A 17,378-nucleotide genomic window follows, 5' to 3' on the forward strand; every position below is an offset into this window, starting at 1 on the left:
AAGGAGGTCGCTATGTCAGAATCGGAACATGCTCCAATACTCCCTGCATATCATCACAACGTGCTGCAACTCATGGTTGTGAGCCCGACCACCCTCTATGCATATTGGGAAATTTCTGAGCGTACCATCACGGCTGTAACGCGCCATTATCACACCGATTGGGCCTCCATGCCCAAAATTATTCGACTCTATGAAAATAATGGCTCCCTCTCTAGTATTTCGCACGATGCCGCAAAATATACGGATCAATCGGTGGAAGATGCAAGATCCTGGTATTTTCACGATCTCACACCTGCTAGATCGTATACCGCGGACTTTGGAACATATAACATTTACCATCAGTTCGTTCCATTGCTCCGTGGAAATACCGTGAGAACGCCAAGAAATCGGGCAGCGACAATCGAGCAAGGACACCCTCTGTCTGAACATATGCATGCGCAGCATCCATCGATGAACCAAGGCGCCACCTTGGAGAACACATCCCCGTATCATGAATTCTCAACCTATTCTGTCTATCATTTCAAAGAAGGAGTTCATACATGAATTTGAGTACCCAAGGTTATCTCTCTCTTATTCTTCATGCGCACTTACCTTATGTTCGTCACGCAGACCGAGATGATGTTATGGAAGAACGTTGGTTTTTCGAAGCGATGACGGAGACTTATCTCCCGCTGCTGCTCATGTTCGATCGGTTGCATCGCGATCATATCCCATTCCGACTTACGTTATCACTCTCACCACCTCTACTTGCGATGATGGAAGATTCACTCATGACCGAGCGATATGAAGCTTATCTGATGCAGCTCATTCAACTTTCCGAACTAGAACAGGAACGGAATCAGAGTAATCCCGAATTCGCTGCGCTTGCGGCCTTGTATACCCAAAGATGGACCGAGCTTCACGATTATTATAAGGCGTGTGGTCGTCAGATTATTGCCAAATTCCGCTATTATCAAGATGTTGGCTGCATAGATATTATGACTTGTTCAGCCACCCATGCTTTTCTGCCTTTCTTGAAGCATGAGGTGTCAATCAAGGCACAATTGATGGTCGGTGTACTTGAATATGAACGCCATTTTGGACGGCGCCCCCGGGGCATCTGGTTGCCTGAATGCGCCTATACGGCTGAATTATCACCACTCTTGCAGGCCGCGGGACTGCAATATTTTGTTGTTGATTCTCACGGTATTGAACATGCTTCGCCGAAGCCGTCTCGCGGGCTAGCAGCACCTGTGATGACAGTGGACGGAATTCATGCGTTTGCCAGAGATCCTGAATCATCGCGTCAAGTCTGGAGCAGTCGCGAAGGATATCCAGGTGACCCTGATTATAGGGAATATTATCGCGATATTGGCTATGACCTTGGCTGGAGTGATGCCGAGGAATGGGAATATATTAAACCTTATGTTCTCTCGAACGGAGCACGGATACATACTGGTGTGAAATATTATCGAATCAGCGAAAACGAGCATGAGAAGAAGCCTTATAACCCGGTGTGGGCTCAGCACAAAGCAGCAGAACATGCAGATCATTTCCTCTATTGCCGAGAACAACAGATTAAGAGCTACCAATCACAGTGTGATCGTAAACCGCTCATCGTGAGTCCCTATGATGCTGAATTATTCGGTCATTGGTGGTATGAAGGCCCATTATGGATCGAAGCACTATTCCGTAATCCTCGGAACCAGCAAGGTACGTTTGCTTTTATTACACCAGAAGACTATTTGCGTGAATACCCGGTATCGGAACAGGTGGATATTCCCTTCTGCAGCTGGGGAAGAAATGGATATGCCGAAGTATGGCTTGGGCAAGAAAATGATTGGATTTATCGATTGTTGCACCAAGCTGAAGATCGATTACTACATACGATACAGCATCATAGCACAAACCTGTGGGGGCATACCGCTGTCGCTGAACGGATATTGAATCAATCGATTCGTGAATTAATGCTCGCGCAGAGCAGTGACTGGGCTTTTATTATGGATGCGAAGACGGTTCCTACTTATGCCGCAGCACGCACGGAGCATCACCTGAAACAGTTCCACGAGCTTATCGATATGATAGAGCATCGATTTTACGATTTGGAACATCTCGAACGTATGGAATACCATGCGGCATGTCTTGCTTCCGTGCACTATGAACTCTATACATCATCCCTATCCAGTCCGCCACCTATGCTGCTGCCGGATGCTTATGCCACGGATGCCAAATCCACCTGGCGATACCGTAAAGTGCTGATGCTCGCCTGGGAATTTCCGCCGCTCGTTATTGGCGGGCTTGCCAAAGCGGTATTCGATTTATCTCGTTATCTTGTCGATCAACGAATTGAAGTCCATGTCATAACAAGGTCCGTGCAGGGCAGTCCTTCGTATGAACAGATGAACGGTATTCACGTCCATCGTGTGAATGTCCTACAGACTACGACGCCAATCGACTTCATGGATTGGGTCTTTCAGTTGAATTTGGCTATGAGCGATTACGCTGTTCTACTCATGGAGAGCGGTCATCGGTTTGATTTCATCCATGCGCATGACTGGCTTGTTCACTACACAGCCAAAGATCTGAAGGACTATGCCCGGACGCCACTGATTGCAACCATTCACGCAACCGAATATGGCCGCAATCACGGCATCATTGAACACGACGTTCAGCGTCGTATCCATCAGATGGAGACCGATCTCACAGCCATCGCGGATCAAGTGATCGTATGCAGCAACGCTATGGTCAGTGAAGTACAATCCCTATTCACACTCCCTTCATCCAAAGTATCTATGATTCCGAACGGGGTCGAAATCGCATCATTCGTACAGAACTCTCTCGAGCACCATCATGCTAATCTTCGATTACAATATGCTTCGCCACACGAGAAAATCTTGTTCTATATCGGCCGATTAGTCTATGAAAAAGGCATCCAAATCTTAATTGAAGCACTGCCTCATATTCATTCGTCTGTTCCGAATGCCAAGCTGATAATTGCAGGGACTGGTCCGATGAAAGCTGAACTCGAAGCCCTTGCCGCTCGTCTTGGACTTACTTCCTATGTCACTTTCACTGGTTTCATTCACGATGATACGCGTAACGAACTGTTACAGCTTGCAGATGTCTGCGTCTTTCCAAGTCTCTATGAACCTTTTGGTATTGTCGCCCTTGAAGCGATGCAGAGTGGTACCCCCGTTGTCGTCTCCGATACCGGCGGGCTAGCTGAGATTATTGATCATGGCGTGGATGGCTACAAAGCCTTGCCCGGCCATGTCGAATCCCTCGCCTGGCATGTAACTGAAGTGCTGCTGCACCCAGATATTGCGGATAACATGGCAGTGAACGCGCTTCGCAAAGTGGAACAGCGTTACGATTGGAAATCAATCGCCGCTTCTACCAAACAAGTGTATGAAGGAGTGATTATGCGATGAAAGCAGTGATTATGGCAGGCGGTAAAGGAACGCGTCTGCGTCCTTTAACCATGCAGACCCCGAAGCCGATGGTACCTCTCTTGAATCGGCCTTGTATGGAATACATTATTGAACTGCTGAAGAAGCATAACATTACAGATATTGCCGTTACGGTGCAGTATTTGCCGGATGTGATTCGAGATTATTTCGGCGATGGATCGGAATTTGGCGTGAATCTGCACTATTTTGAAGAGACCGAGCCTCTAGGGACTGCAGGCAGTGTACGCAATGCTTCCTCCTTCCTGGATGAGACATTTATCGTAATCAGCGGCGATGCGCTGACCGACTTCAACTTGGATGATGCCGTTGCCTTCCACCAGGAACGTGAATCGATCGCAACCATCGTCTTAACCGAGGTTGATACACCGCTCGAATATGGCGTTGTTATGACCAATCAGGAAGGACGAATTACGCGATTCCTAGAGAAGCCCAATTGGAGCGAAGTGTTCAGCGACACCGTCAATACAGGAATTTATATTCTCGAGCCTGACATTTTCGAGCTGATTCCAGCCCATCAGGTCTATGACTTCAGTATGCAGCTCTTCCCGCTCCTGCTCGAGAAACATGCCCCCTTATATGGCTATATCGCCGAAGGATACTGGTCCGATATCGGAAATCTCCAGCAATACCGCGAGACACAATTCGATATGCTAGACCGCAAGGTGCAAGTACATATTGCCGCCGATGAAATTGCTCCAGGAATCTTCGTAGAAAATCACACAACCTTAACGGATCGCGTAACCTATATAGGCCCCGTTTATATCGGTGCACACAGCATCATTTCACCTGGGACCGTTATCGGTGAATATTCCATCATCGGCAGCAGCAATCAAATCCTACAAGGGACACATATCGATCGGACCATTCTGTGGGATAACAATCAGATTGGACCGGACTGCGAGTTGCAAAGCGCACTTGTCTGCGATCGGAACTTGATCGGTCAACGTACGCGGATGCAAGAGAATGCCGTTATCGGGTCAGGATGCACACTTGGACCTGAAGTAACGGTGAAATCCAATGTTAAGCTATGGCCGAATAAAGTGATCCTACCAAGCAGTAAAGTGCATACCTCCATCATCTGGGGGGAACAGACGATGCATCAGCTCTTCCGAGGCAAAGGGGTCTATGGGATTCCGAATTCAGAGATGACACCCGAATTCGCCGGCAAACTGGCAGCAGCCTTCGGCTCCATTCTGTCGCCTACGACCACTGTCGGTCTCTGCAGCTCGACGCATCCCTTCGCCTCCATGATGAAAATTGCATTCGCTGCCGGGCTGCAAGCCGCGGGCATTCATGTCCTTGATCTGGGAGCAGGGACGACAGCTGTCTGCCGTAATAGCGTTCAGACGATGCAGTTGAACGGTGCTGTTCATATGCGAATGATCGATGTGCAAGGCCAAGATCATTTGTTGATTGAACTACTCGATAGTCAAGGGCTTCCGCTTGCCAAGAGTCTCGAAAGGAAAATTGAGAATGCCTTCTGGCAGGAAGATTTCATTCGCGGACATGTCAATCAGATCGGCGAATATCGCCAGTACAATTATGCAGAGACCGACTATATGCAGAAACTCGTCAGAGATCTCTCTGCTATTGCTGTATTGCCGCATCCCGTATTTGCCGTTCTGCAATACGACCCGCATGATCACGGCTCCTTTATCGAACGGTTCGCAAGTCTTATTCTAGGCCATCGCATCATTCTGCATCATAACGGGGCCAAAGGATATGAAGAAGAGCTGATCGATACAGTGATGCAGACAAATGCAGATTTTGGAATTCAGCTTGGACGCAACGGGCAAGGACTTCACCTTGTACTTCGAGATGGGACACGGATTAGCGATGAACAACTGCTAGCGCTTAAAATTCTCGCTACCAGCAAATTAAATAAATCCTTCAGTCTAGGGGTTCCCGTGAGTGCTCCGCAAATCGTAGAATCGCTTGTCCTAGACACTCCACTGTCTCTTGTGCGTACGAAGGAAAATAATCGCGCCTTACTCGAATCAAGTCGAGACTTTCTCTTCAACCCATTACTGGATGACATCTATGCGGTTAGCCTCATCATCCAAGCGATGATGACGGAATCCATAACGCTTGAAGAACTAATATCACAAATTCCATACTTTTATACCGCCAAAGAAGTCATTCCATGTGCATGGCATGAGAAAGGCTCTATGATGCGCCAAATCCTCAAAGCCACCAAACATCAAGCAACAGAACTCATCGACGGCATTAAAGTGATGACGGAAGAAGGCTGGGTTATTATTCTGCCGGATCATGATGAGCCCCTATTCCGCATCATCGCACATGCTTCATCTGAGACGAATGCGGAACGAATGATCTCGAATTATTGCAACCAACTTGTTAGAACGAATTCGCCCCTAAGGAAGTGATGACGTGCCTAGACACCTCGTCGTAGGAAACGGTAAATTTCTCATAAACCTGGATCAGTACGGCTGTATTCGCGATATATTCTATCCTTACGTCGGTCAGCTAAATCATGTTGGAGGTTATCGCTGCCATATCGGATGTTATGTGGATGGGCAATTCAGCTGGCTTAGTGACCCGGAATGGAACTTTCATCTCTCCTACCTCGAAGATTCTCTTGTCACCCAGGTTACAGCGATCCATGATCGGCTCGGCATTACCCTAACCATGAATGATGGCATTCACCAACGAGACGCTATTTATTTGAAAAGAATCGAAGTCCACAATCATGCCTATACGGATCGCGAGGTCCGTATCTTTTTTCATCAAGACCTGATCATCAATGAAACCGAGGTTGGCGATACAGCAGTTTATTACCCGACAAATCACACGATTTATCATTATAAAAAAGACCGGTATTTCATGTTCAACGCCCGCTTCGATCAGGATGGGATCCACCAATTCTCGACAGGGACCAAACGTTTTCATCAAGCAGAGGGAACCTTCCGCGATGCCGAAGATGGCGATTTGTCGGGGAATCCTATCGCACAGGGCTCCGTTGACAGCGTGATCAGCGTTAAGGGGATAGTCCCATCGCGCGGTAGTATTCTTAGCTATTATTGGTTCTCTGCGGGGCCCTCCCTCGAAGAAGTGAAGAAGCTGGATACGTATGTACGGGATAGTGGGCCTGGTAATTTGCTGGACCGTATCACCATCTACTGGCAGCGTTGGGCCAATAAATCCGATCGTCAATATGCGGATCTCGGTGTAGCGATTGAGAAGCTGTTCAAGCATAGTCTGCTCATTGTCCGGACCCAGACCGATGTGAATGGTGCGATCATCGCAGCCAATGACACCGATATTATGCAATTTAACCGTGATCATTACAGCTACATGTGGCCGCGTGACGGCGCACTCGTCGCCCATGCCATGTCGATGGCCGGATATCACGGCATGATCGTCCCTTTCTTCCATTTCTGTGCTAAAGCGTTAGCACCCGAGGGCTACCTGCATCACAAGTACAATCCGGACGGAACCGTCGGATCCAGCTGGCATCCTTACATCCATGATGGCAAACAGCAGCTGCCGATTCAAGAAGATGAGACGGCCCTTGTCTTATATACACTATGGCAGGATTATGTGCGCAATGGAGATATTGAACTGCCGCAATCGCTCTATCGGACCTTAATCCGCCGCGCAGCCAACTTCTTATATACATTTGTCGAAGAGGAATTGCAGCTACCAAAGCCAAGTTATGACCTCTGGGAAGAACGGTACGGCATCTTCACTTTTACCTCTGCTGCGGTCTATGGCGGCTTATCAGCAGCAGCGAACTTCGCCAAATTATTCGGGGATGACAAACGTTCGATTAAGTACCAAGAAGCGGCGGAATCCATGAAGCAAGGAATGGAAAGGCATTTATGGAACGAAGAATTAGGTCGGTATGTGCGCGGATTATTTCGGAAAGATGGAGAATGGCAACAGGATTTGACCCCGGAGAGCAGCATCTTCGCCTTATTCGAATTCGGCGTCTTCCCCGCAACGGATGAGCGTGTGCAGCGCACCATGAATGCGCTTCGAAACCAATTATCCGTGAAGACCGATGTAGGTGGTATCGCGCGTTACTACCACGATTATTACTTCCAGAAGAGCAGTAACTTGGAGCAGGTTCCTGGAAATCCATGGATCATTTGCACCCTTTGGTTTGCCAAATTTGACATCGCCAATGCCTGCAGCCTTGCGGATTTATCCATCCCTCGAAGGACACTGATGTGGGTCGTGGAGCACAGCATGGAGAGCGGCATGCTGCCGGAGCAGGTGGATCCGTTCAACGGCACTCCCCTCTCCGTCGCGCCATTAACATGGTCGCATGCGACGTTCGTGTCGACCGTGATCGAGTATTTGCAGCGGTACGAGGAGCTGTCGAAGGTGTAGATCGTTCTAGCTTTTTTGAGGTTTGTGGTAAACCAAAAACCCTCGCGATGGGCCGAGATACTCGGCACCCGCGAGGGTTTAATTCTTTTGAACTTACATTCAAATGAAGGTTAAATATCGACTTTTCAGCACCGAGAAGGTTGCATGAACCCGAAGAACGAGTAGCGGAGTTTAGGGATACCTAAATGAGCAACGGAGTTCGATGGGTGAATGCAAGATTCGATGTCGACAATGCATCCTGAAAAGGCATCGTGATGGAAAGGTGATATTTAAGTTACCTTATATTATAGGTTTTTGTCGCCTGGTTTCCAGTTGATCGGGCAAAGACCACCAGATTGTAGCGCTTGAAGTACACGAAGTGTCTCTTCAACACTGCGACCTACATCGTTGTGGTTAACCACTTGGTATTTCAATTCGCCTTCTGGATCGATAATGAACAAGCCGCGAAGCGCGATACCTTCTTCTTCGATCAATACGCCGTAGTCACGAGCAACGTTCTTCGTGATGTCGGAAGCAAGTGGGAAGTTAATTTGACCCAAACCGCCAGCTTCTTTTGGAGCGTTGATCCATGCTTTGTGGCTGTGTACGGAGTCGATACTTACACCAAGGATTTCAGTGTTAAGTTTCTTGAACTCAGGAGCCGCATCGCTAAGTGCTGTAATTTCAGTTGGGCACACGAATGTGAAGTCAAGTGGGTAGAAGAAGAATACTAACCATTTGCCGCGGTAGTCATTCAGTGATGCCGCTCCGAATTTTTGTCCATCTCCTGTTGCTGTCTCCATGTTAAACTCTGGAGCTGGTCTTCCAACTAAACGTTCTGCCATGATAAAAATCCTCCTCTGAATCTATGAAATGTTGTTACTCTCAAAGTAAATAACTCACAAGTAAGATGTTATCATTCGCCTATTTGAAAGTCAAGATTAAAGCAGTTACTAATTTAGAATCATTATAAATTAGATGACTAATTTGTGAAAACTATACTGCGACGCTGACTTTCTCCATCGCTGCGATGATCAAATCGCCCATTGCTGTCGTTCCGATTGCCTTGCTTTTATCGACTGCAATGTCACCTGTACGGTGTCCCGCATCAAGAACATTTTTAACCGCATTTTCAATCGATTGCGCTGCATCTTCATAACCGAATGTGAGACGGAACATGAGTGCAACAGAGAGGATCGTCGCGATCGGGTTCGAGATGCCTTGGCCAGCAATATCCGGTGCGGAACCGTGTACCGGTTCGTACAATCCGAAGCTTCCTTCGCCAAGTGATGCAGAAGACAACATGCCAATCGATCCTGTTAACATCGCTGCTTCATCACTGATGATGTCTCCGAACATGTTCTCTGTTACGATAACATCAAAGCTCGATGGGCGGCGAAGTAATTGCATGGCACAGTTATCGACAAGTACGTGCTCCAGCTCAACATCTGGATACTCTGGTGCAATCCGATTCACCACTTCACGCCATAGGCGGGATGTCTCGAGAACGTTCGCTTTATCAACCGAAGCCAATTTTTTGCGGCGCTTCTGAGCGATTTCGAAACCTTGACGCGCAATACGTTCAACTTCTTTTTCGCTGTAAGCACATGTATCAACCGCTTCTTGTCCATTCTCTGTATCGCGACGGAATTTCTCACCGAAGTAAATACCGCCTGTTAATTCACGAACAACGATCAAGTCCGTACCTTCGAGCACTTCTGGTTTCAAAGTTGATGCTTCTTTCAAGCAATCGAATACGTTCGCAGGGCGGATATTCGAGAATAAGCCGAGTGCCTTACGAATACCGAGCAACCCTGTCTCTGGACGAAGCTCTTTCGGATTGTTATCCCATTTCGGTCCACCAACAGCGCCAAGCAATACAGCATCAGCCTTTTGACAAATTTCAAGCGTCTCTTGCGGTAAGGGTGTACCTTTCTCATCAATCGCAATCCCGCCGAACAGACCGTGCTCGGTTTCGAACTTGTACCCGAACAATTCTTCTGTACGTTTTAATACTTTCTCCGCTTCTGCTACCACTTCTGGGCCGATTCCGTCACCGGCAATAATCGCAATCTTTTTCACTTCGGACATGTGAACAACCTCCATCTATTTGATCGATCTGATTTTCCTCAATTTCATCATGTACCCATTCTATCGCAATCCTATTATTCTGACTAAGATATAAAATCTATGATCTTAATAGGAATCGACTATAAAGCTGCATAATTTTCGGTTAGAAAACTCACACTAAATCTGGAATTTGATGAACGCAATATGCCGTATGGAGGTCATTCATCATGAGAATCATCAAGAATACACTCCTGCTCTCACTCTTATGGACGCTCATCCTGTCAGGCTGCACGAACCCATCAGCTCCAAAAGTAAAGAACTATTCAAAGTCTCATACGCTGAGACCTTTCTCGATGAATGAATCTGTGACGCCTGACTTGGCTGGGGACGCAGAATCAAGTGTCCGTAAGCCGCAGCCACTTACCTTAGCAGAGCTTCGAGCCAAATATAGCTCCACTTTCTTACTTCATGGTCCACCCGCCCCCAGACGTATTGCGTTAACATTCGACGATGTGCCTGATGATTATTTCACACCACTCATTCTCGATTCACTCAAAAAGCTTGATATCAAAGCAACATTCTTCGTGGTCGGAAACCGTGCGGAGAGCCATCCTGAGATCGTTCAACGAATGATCAACGAGGGACATGTTCTGGGCAATCATTCCTATACACATGCGAACTTGCCCAAAATCGCCGATGCCGCATTTCAAAATGAAGTTCTAAAGACTGAGCATATTATCAAGAAAATTACGGGTAAAACGATGCTATTCATTCGACCTCCTTATGGCAATGTAAGCGAAGATCAGATTAAATGGCTTGCGAGCAAGCATATGAAAATTATTAACTGGAACGTCGACTCCCTCGATTGGAAAGGCTTATCCTCCGATCAAGTTAGAGATAATATCATGAGCCATATCACTTCAGGTGCGATCGTACTGCAGCACGGAGCCGGAGGCGTAGGGGAAGATTTGACGGGGACGATCGAGGCGCTTCCAAGTATGGTCGCAGAGCTCCGAGCCCAGAACATTGAAATTGTGACCATTCCGGAGTTACTGCACAAACCTGCATATCGGTAAACAAAAAACCACTTGTACACTACTGCATGCCCATTGTTAGATGATCTGACAATGGGGTGCAGTGCAGAGTCGCAAGTGGTTCTTCTATGTTTTCGTTAGATTAGATTAAGCTCATTTTGTCGCGGCGACCTGTCGATGTCTTCCGCTTCTCGATTAGACGATTCAATGCATCGATGTATGCTTTGGCACTCGCTTCGAGAATATCCGTACTTACGCCGCGGCCCTGTTCCGTAATACCATTCTGTGCCAGAATGACATGAACTTCACCTTGTGCGTCTTTCCCGTGCGATACCGATTTGATGGAGTAATCGCTAAGCTCCACCTCTTCGCCCGTCGCTTTATCAATTGCATTGTAAATTGCATCAACCGAACCATTGCCTTCCGCTTCTTCTTCCAATGTCTTCCCATCGATGGTGTGCAGCGTCACACGTGCAGATGGAACGAATTGATTGCCATACGAAACATGAAGGATATCGAGTTTGAATACTTCTTGCGTTTCGATCAATTTCTCTTCGATCATCGCGCGAATGTCTTCGTCAGATACTTCTTTTTTCTTATCGGCCAAGTCTTTGAACTTCGCAAATGCGATATTCACTTGCTCTTCGCCCAGATCATAGCCTAGATCAATCAATTTCTCACGGAATGCATGGCGGCCTGAATGTTTGCCAAGCACGAGCTTGCTGTCTTTCAGTCCGATCGTCTCTGGCGACATAATTTCGTATGTCGTCTTCTCTTTCAGCATGCCATCCTGGTGAATGCCAGATTCGTGCGCGAATGCGTTCGCACCCACAATAGCTTTATTCCCAGGTACGACCATCCCAGTCAATTTGCTCACGAGGCGGCTTGTTCGGGCAATTTCGGACAAGTGCAACGTCGTCTTCGCTTGGAAAAATTCTTGGCGCGTCTCAAGTGCCATCGCCACTTCTTCGAGGGAAGTATTCCCCGCACGTTCCCCGATTCCATTGATTGTGCCTTCAATTTGATCCGCACCATTCAAGATGGCCGCAAGTGCATTGGCAGTTGCCATCCCCAAATCATCGTGGCAATGGGCACTAAGCTGAATCGTCTCGATCCCTTTGACGTTCTCCTTCAGCGTCTTGAAGATATTGCCGTATTCATACGGCGTCAAGAAGCCAACTGTATCCGGAATATTGACAACTGTCGCACCTGCTTTGATCGCCATCTCGGTCACTTGGCATAAGAAGTCCAGCTCCGTACGCCCCGCATCTTCTGGTGAGAATTCAATTTTGCTGAAATACTTCTTCGCATACTTAATCGCCGATTCTGCCGCTTCGAGCATTTGCTCCTTCGTCATCCGAAGCTTGTGTTGACGGTGAATTGGAGAAGATGCAAGGAACAAGTGGATGCATGGATCTTGCGCACCGATTAAGGCTTCGCGTACCGCATCGATATCTTGGGTACGTGAACGAGCGAGTCCGATCACGGACGCATTCTTTACCGCACGAGCTACCGCATTTACCGCCGCCAAGTCCCCGGGTGATGCAGCAGGAAAACCTGCTTCAATCCGATCAACACCCAGTTTTTCAAGCTGGTAAGCGATTTCCACTTTTTCTTTCGTATTCAAATTGACGCCGGGCGATTGCTCACCATCCCGCAAAGTTGTATCAAAAATATAAATTTTACGCATGCTGCACCTCCGAATTGAACTAAGAAGCTTTATTGCTAAAAGCTTCCGAAGGTGACCCTCCGGAAGCTTTTCAAAAACGCTATGATATTATTATTTATTATTTCTTGATCCAATGCATCAATTCACGAAGTTGTCCGCCAACCACTTCGATTGGGTGGTTTGCTTCGTTACGGCGAGTTGCTGTCAAGAATGCACGGTTCGATTGATTTTCAAGGATGAAGTCGCGAGCGAATTTACCTTGTTGGATATCGGACAATACAGCTTTCATTGCTTTCTTCGTCTCATCTGTCACGATACGAGGACCTGTTACATAGTCGCCGTACTCAGCTGTGTTACTGATGGAATCGCGCATGGAAGCAAGTCCGCCTTCATACATCAAGTCAACGATCAATTTCAATTCGTGCAAGCACTCGAAGTATGCCATTTCAGGAGCGTATCCAGCTTCTGTCAATGTTTCGAAACCTGCTTTAACAAGTGCGCTTACACCACCGCAAAGTACAGCTTGCTCACCGAACAAATCTGTTTCTGTCTCTTCAGCGAATGTTGTTTCGATAACCCCTGCACGCGTACAGCCGATACCTTTTGCATATGCAAGACCGATTGCTTGTGCGTTACCAGTTGCATCTTGCTCGATTGCGATCAAGCCAGGAACGCCGAAGCCTTCAACATACGTACGACGAACCATGTGTCCTGGGGATTTCGGTGCTACGAGCAATACGTCATTGCCTTTCTTCGGAACGATTTGTCCGAAGTGAACGTTGAAGCCGTGGGAGAAGAGTAGTGCCGCATCGGATTTCAAGTTCGGCTCGATTTCGTTCTTGTACACACTAGCTTGCGTCTCATCCGGCATCAAGATTTGAACGACATCCGCACGGAGTGTAGCGTCAGCAACCGACAATACTTCAAAACCGTCATTGCGAGCTTTATCAGCTGATTTACCTTCGCGAAGACCGATAACAACGTTCAATCCGCTATCACGCAAGTTTTGTGCTTGAGCGTGACCTTGGCTTCCGTAACCGATAATTGCGATTGTTTTCCCTTTAAGAACGCTTAAATCTGCATCATTTTCGTAGAACATTGTAACTGCCATAATAGTAAATCCTCCTTTTAATTGTAAACCCTCGCTAAGCGGGTGTCTCAAAGGATAGGGTTGTCCTATCCTCTCAAACACCCGCTTAGCGGGCATTTGATAATAGTATTAGTTGGCGTTGCCGCGGATCATGGCAGTGACACCAGTCCGGCTAAGCTCCTTGATTCCGTAAGGTTTCATCAACTCGATCATCGCATCGATCTTGTCGGTATCCCCAACGACTTGAACCATCATGCTATGTGTGCCAATATCGACAACCGCTGCACGGAAGGTTTCAACGACACCCATAATCTCAGGACGTACATTGGGTTCTGCCTTTACTTTGATCAAGGCGAGCTCGCGTGCCACCATCGGCTTCGAGCTCAGATCAATAACTTTGATAACATCAATCAATTTGTACAGTTGTTTCTCAATTTGCTCTAGTGTTCCGCTGTCGCCTTCCGTAACGATAACCATCCGGGACAAGCCGGCTTCTTCCGACTGTCCCACAGTGATACTCTCGATATTAAATCCACGGCGTCCGAACAAGCCGGATACGCGTTGCAATACACCTGGTTGATCATTTACTAGAACGGCGATGGTATGTTTAGTCTGCATCATTCGCTATCCCCCAATAACATTTGATCGATCGTGTCTCCTGCTTGAACCATCGGGTAGACGTTCTCACCCTTGCGGACCACAAACTCGACGACGACCGGACCCGATGTATTTAGTGCTTCCTGCCATGCAGCCTCAGCTTCTTCTTTATTCGTTGCACGTAATCCCTTCACGCCGTAAGCTTCGGCGAGTTTCGGGAAATCTGGGCTTCCTTCAAGATCAATATGGCTATAGCGGCCTTTATAGATAATCTCTTGCCACTGACGAACCATCCCCAATACTTGGTTGTTAATAATAACGACCTTTACCGGAATGTTGTTGATCGCACAGATTGCAAGCTCTTGTGCACACATCTGCATACCGCCGTCGCCGTTGATCGAGATGACTAAACGATCAGGATGTGCCATTTGCGCACCAATCGCGGATGGGAATCCGAAGCCCATCGTTCCAAGACCACCGGAAGTGACGAAGGAGCGCGGTTGATTGAATTTGTAGAACTGTGCTGCCCACATTTGATGCTGCCCAACGTCTGTCGTTACGATCGCTTGACCTTGTGTTGTGCGGTGCAGCATTTCAATGACCCACTGCGGTTTTAATTCCGTCTCGGAATCTTCGTATTGAAGTGGTTGCTCTTCTTTCCACTGCATCACTTGAGCTCGCCAAGCATCGACATGCGCATATTTTGCATCTTTGTTTAAGATTTCAAGAACGGTTTTGACATCACCCACGATTGGGATGTCCGTCGGTACATTCTTGCCGATCTCCGCTGGATCAATATCAATATGAACCACTTTGGCGTGTGGAGCAAAACCTTGAAGCTTCATCGTTACCCGATCATCAAATCTAGCGCCAATGTTGATCAGCAAATCTGTATTCTGGAGCGCCTTATTCGATGCAAATGTTCCGTGCATCCCCGGCATTCCTGTCCAGAGATCGTGACCGCTCGGGAACCCGCCAAGTCCGAGTAATGTTGTCGTAATCGGAATGCCCGTTGTTGTAACGAACTGATACAATTCCTCGTGACCACCAGAGTAGACAACGCCGCCACCCGCTAGAATAAGTGGTCTTTGTGCCGATTCGATGGCCTTCAGCAATTTATCCGTCTGTAGACGATTCGGATTCACCGTTGGGTTATATCCACGAATGTTCACTTCCGTCACAGGTTTGAACATCGTTTTGTTCGCCGATACGTCTTTTGGGATGTCGATAAGGACCGGACCTTTTCGACCTGTAGAGGCAATATGGAACGCTTCGTGAATGATGCGCGGTAGATCCTCTACATCGCGGACGAGATAACTATGCTTCGTGATCGGCATCGTAATCCCTGTAATGTCCGCTTCTTGGAATGCATCCGTACCGATGAAGTTCGTCGCTACGTTTCCTGTAATGACGACGAGCGGCACCGAATCCATATAAGCTGTCGCGATTCCAGTGACGAGGTTGGTTGCCCCCGGTCCAGAAGTTGCGATACACACGCCGACGTTGCCGCTTGCTCTTGCATATCCATCTGCCGCATGAATCGCGCCTTGTTCGTGACGTGTAAGAACGTGTTTGAAATCATCAAATCCATGCATTGCATCGTAAATGTAGAGCACTGCGCCACCCGGATAGCCGAAGACGCATTCGACACCTTCTAGCAGTAGACTGCGAAGCAGAATTTCCGAACCCGTAATCACTTCCGGCTTCATCCATTTTTCGCGTAGTTGTTCTTTTGACCCCATCATTGCACTTTGAGCGTTCATAAGTGTTCCTCCTTTTTTGAAAATTAATTTAAAATCAAAAAAACCTTCCGTCCTCACACGTATTGCACGTGATGAGGGACGAAAGGTTGATCTTCCGTGGTACCACCCAAATTTGCTACACATCTCGCAATGTGTAACCTTCATAGGTACGATGCAGCCAATCAATCCTCTGCATGTACGCTGATACGTAACGTGTACCTTACGACTCTCCCTAATAGTTCCCAAATGGAATTCGTTCAGGAGAACAGCTCCGAGGTGAGCTCGTATATAAGGGATTTCGGTGGTGGTTGCAGCAAGTTCCACACACTCTCTGAGCAAAAGGGCCCTTAAAACTTCGTCCTCTTCATCGCTATTACCAATATGTTTCAAATTGTTAGATGTATTATATTCCTAGCTTATGACAGAAGTCAATAGCTATGTATTAAAAAAATTCCCCTTCCATCCGCACGCACATACAATACATAAACGCATGGATCATCTAACTTTCCTTCGAACGGGGTGAAAACACATGCTTATCCGTATGCGCCAGTCGCACTCTGATGATGCAAAAATCATTGCACTCGTAGAGTCAGAATTACTTCCGATGTCCCCCTACATCATGTCCCACGACGAAGTGGCAAAGGACGTTCTAACAAGGTTGAAACGCGGAAGAACCTTCATTCTGTCCGCGCTTCCGAGCAGTGAGCCGCTTGGTTTCATTCACGTCATGATCCACGGCAAATGGATGTATATCGATATGCTTGCTGTGAAGTCCAGCCACAAACGCAAAGGGTATGGAGCTAGGTTGCTGCTCACAGCTGAAAACTATGCGCGACGATTAGGATGCCATCAATCCAAGCTGCTCGTCGATGACGTGAATCAAGGCGCACTGCTCTTCTATATTCGCTCGGGTTATCATATTATGCATCATTGGCAGGAAACGCATTACTACGAATTGCTCAGACGGCTCGACCTTTAAGATTTCTGCTGCCCATTCCCTCTTTAATAATATCCATATTGATTGTATCCGCCATATCCGTTGCCGTAACCTCCTCCGTATGGATAACCGCCATATCCATACCCTCCGTAATATGGACTGCTCGCTGTCCCAATCGCCAAGAGGTCGAATAATACAAGTGGAATAATTGCTTTTGTATGGACTTTTTTACCAGAACGACGTTCAAGAATAAGACGATTTCCGGCAATTCGAACCAGTTTACCCGTAACATGACTCCCATCTTTCCGAACGGCTAAAATCTTCTTACCGATAAGCCTCTGGGCTTGAGCCTTTGTGACTGCCATGAGAAAAGCCTCCTTTTCCTGGTATTATCTACACTCTATTCTATGAACCAGAAAAAGATTGGACCTATGTCCCCTAGTATTCGCACAACA

At 47.4% G+C, this 17,378-nt stretch carries 13 protein-coding genes; 6 read left to right on the forward strand and 7 right to left on the reverse strand.

All coding sequences use genetic code 11. The features are described 5' to 3' along the window. The first annotated feature begins 12 nt into the window (after positions 1 to 12). Genes AC3WU2_RS22125 through AC3WU2_RS22140 form a run of 4 tightly spaced genes read left to right on the forward strand, consistent with a single transcriptional unit; the run spans position 13 to position 7,805 of the window. Entirely contained in the window at positions 13 to 543 is a 531-nt protein-coding gene (locus AC3WU2_RS22125) for a DUF4912 domain-containing protein (protein ID WP_018756252.1), read from the forward strand. Further along, the gene (locus AC3WU2_RS22130; RefSeq protein WP_492457168.1) at positions 540 to 3,410 is read left to right on the forward strand and encodes a 1,4-alpha-glucan branching protein domain-containing protein; all 2,871 of its coding nucleotides are present in this window, start codon (positions 540 to 542) and stop codon (positions 3,408 to 3,410) included. The genes AC3WU2_RS22125 and AC3WU2_RS22130 overlap by 4 nt, the downstream gene beginning before the upstream one ends. Next, positions 3,407 to 5,836: a sugar phosphate nucleotidyltransferase gene (locus AC3WU2_RS22135; protein WP_492457169.1), complete on the forward strand. Its 2,430-nt coding sequence runs from the start codon at positions 3,407 to 3,409 to the stop codon at positions 5,834 to 5,836. The genes AC3WU2_RS22130 and AC3WU2_RS22135 overlap by 4 nt, the downstream gene beginning before the upstream one ends. 4 nt (positions 5,837 to 5,840) lie before the next feature. Then, complete coding sequence (locus AC3WU2_RS22140) at positions 5,841 to 7,805, forward strand: glycoside hydrolase family 15 protein (protein ID WP_492457170.1); 1,965 nt, start codon at positions 5,841 to 5,843, stop codon at positions 7,803 to 7,805. Positions 7,806 to 8,089: 284 nt separating this feature from the next. Here AC3WU2_RS22140 and AC3WU2_RS22145 read toward each other — a convergent pair whose 3' ends face one another. Then, positions 8,090 to 8,629: a peroxiredoxin gene (locus AC3WU2_RS22145; RefSeq protein WP_018756256.1), complete on the reverse strand. Its 540-nt coding sequence runs from the start codon at positions 8,627 to 8,629 to the stop codon at positions 8,090 to 8,092. A gap of 151 nt (positions 8,630 to 8,780) precedes the next feature. Then, entirely contained in the window at positions 8,781 to 9,875 is a 1,095-nt protein-coding gene (gene leuB, locus AC3WU2_RS22150; RefSeq protein WP_018756257.1) for a 3-isopropylmalate dehydrogenase, read from the reverse strand. Positions 9,876 to 10,081: 206 nt separating this feature from the next. Here leuB and AC3WU2_RS22155 point away from each other — a divergent pair, with 206 nt between their 5' ends. Then, complete coding sequence (locus tag AC3WU2_RS22155; RefSeq protein ID WP_492457171.1) at positions 10,082 to 10,930, forward strand: polysaccharide deacetylase family protein; 849 nt, start codon at positions 10,082 to 10,084, stop codon at positions 10,928 to 10,930. Between the two features lie 100 nt (positions 10,931 to 11,030). Here AC3WU2_RS22155 and AC3WU2_RS22160 read toward each other — a convergent pair whose 3' ends face one another. From AC3WU2_RS22160 to ilvB, 4 genes are all read right to left on the reverse strand, one after another. Beyond that, positions 11,031 to 12,578 (reverse strand): 2-isopropylmalate synthase, encoded by a 1,548-nt coding sequence (locus AC3WU2_RS22160; RefSeq protein ID WP_018756259.1) that lies wholly within the window; start codon positions 12,576 to 12,578, stop codon positions 11,031 to 11,033. Positions 12,579 to 12,675: 97 nt separating this feature from the next. Beyond that, positions 12,676 to 13,668: a ketol-acid reductoisomerase gene (gene ilvC, locus AC3WU2_RS22165; protein WP_018756260.1), complete on the reverse strand. Its 993-nt coding sequence runs from the start codon at positions 13,666 to 13,668 to the stop codon at positions 12,676 to 12,678. A 108-nt stretch (positions 13,669 to 13,776) separates the two neighbouring features. Then, complete coding sequence (gene ilvN / locus AC3WU2_RS22170; RefSeq protein ID WP_026263840.1) at positions 13,777 to 14,265, reverse strand: acetolactate synthase small subunit; 489 nt, start codon at positions 14,263 to 14,265, stop codon at positions 13,777 to 13,779. Beyond that, positions 14,265 to 16,007 (reverse strand): biosynthetic-type acetolactate synthase large subunit, encoded by a 1,743-nt coding sequence (ilvB, locus tag AC3WU2_RS22175; RefSeq protein WP_492457172.1) that lies wholly within the window; start codon positions 16,005 to 16,007, stop codon positions 14,265 to 14,267. Before ilvB ends, ilvN begins: the two co-directional genes overlap by 1 nt. 508 nt (positions 16,008 to 16,515) lie before the next feature. Between ilvB and AC3WU2_RS22180 the strand changes: the two genes are divergently transcribed. Continuing rightward, entirely contained in the window at positions 16,516 to 16,965 is a 450-nt protein-coding gene (locus tag AC3WU2_RS22180) for a GNAT family N-acetyltransferase (protein WP_314585703.1), read from the forward strand. Positions 16,966 to 16,988: 23 nt separating this feature from the next. Here AC3WU2_RS22180 and AC3WU2_RS22185 read toward each other — a convergent pair whose 3' ends face one another. Then, positions 16,989 to 17,288 carry a hypothetical protein gene (locus AC3WU2_RS22185; RefSeq protein WP_492457173.1) on the reverse strand — a complete coding sequence of 100 codons (300 nt, stop codon included), beginning with the start codon at positions 17,286 to 17,288 and terminating at the stop codon, positions 16,989 to 16,991. Between the last annotated feature and the right edge of the window lie 90 nt (positions 17,289 to 17,378).

The sequence above is a fragment of the Paenibacillus sp. EB106-05-06-XG162 genome, assembly GCF_058791655.1.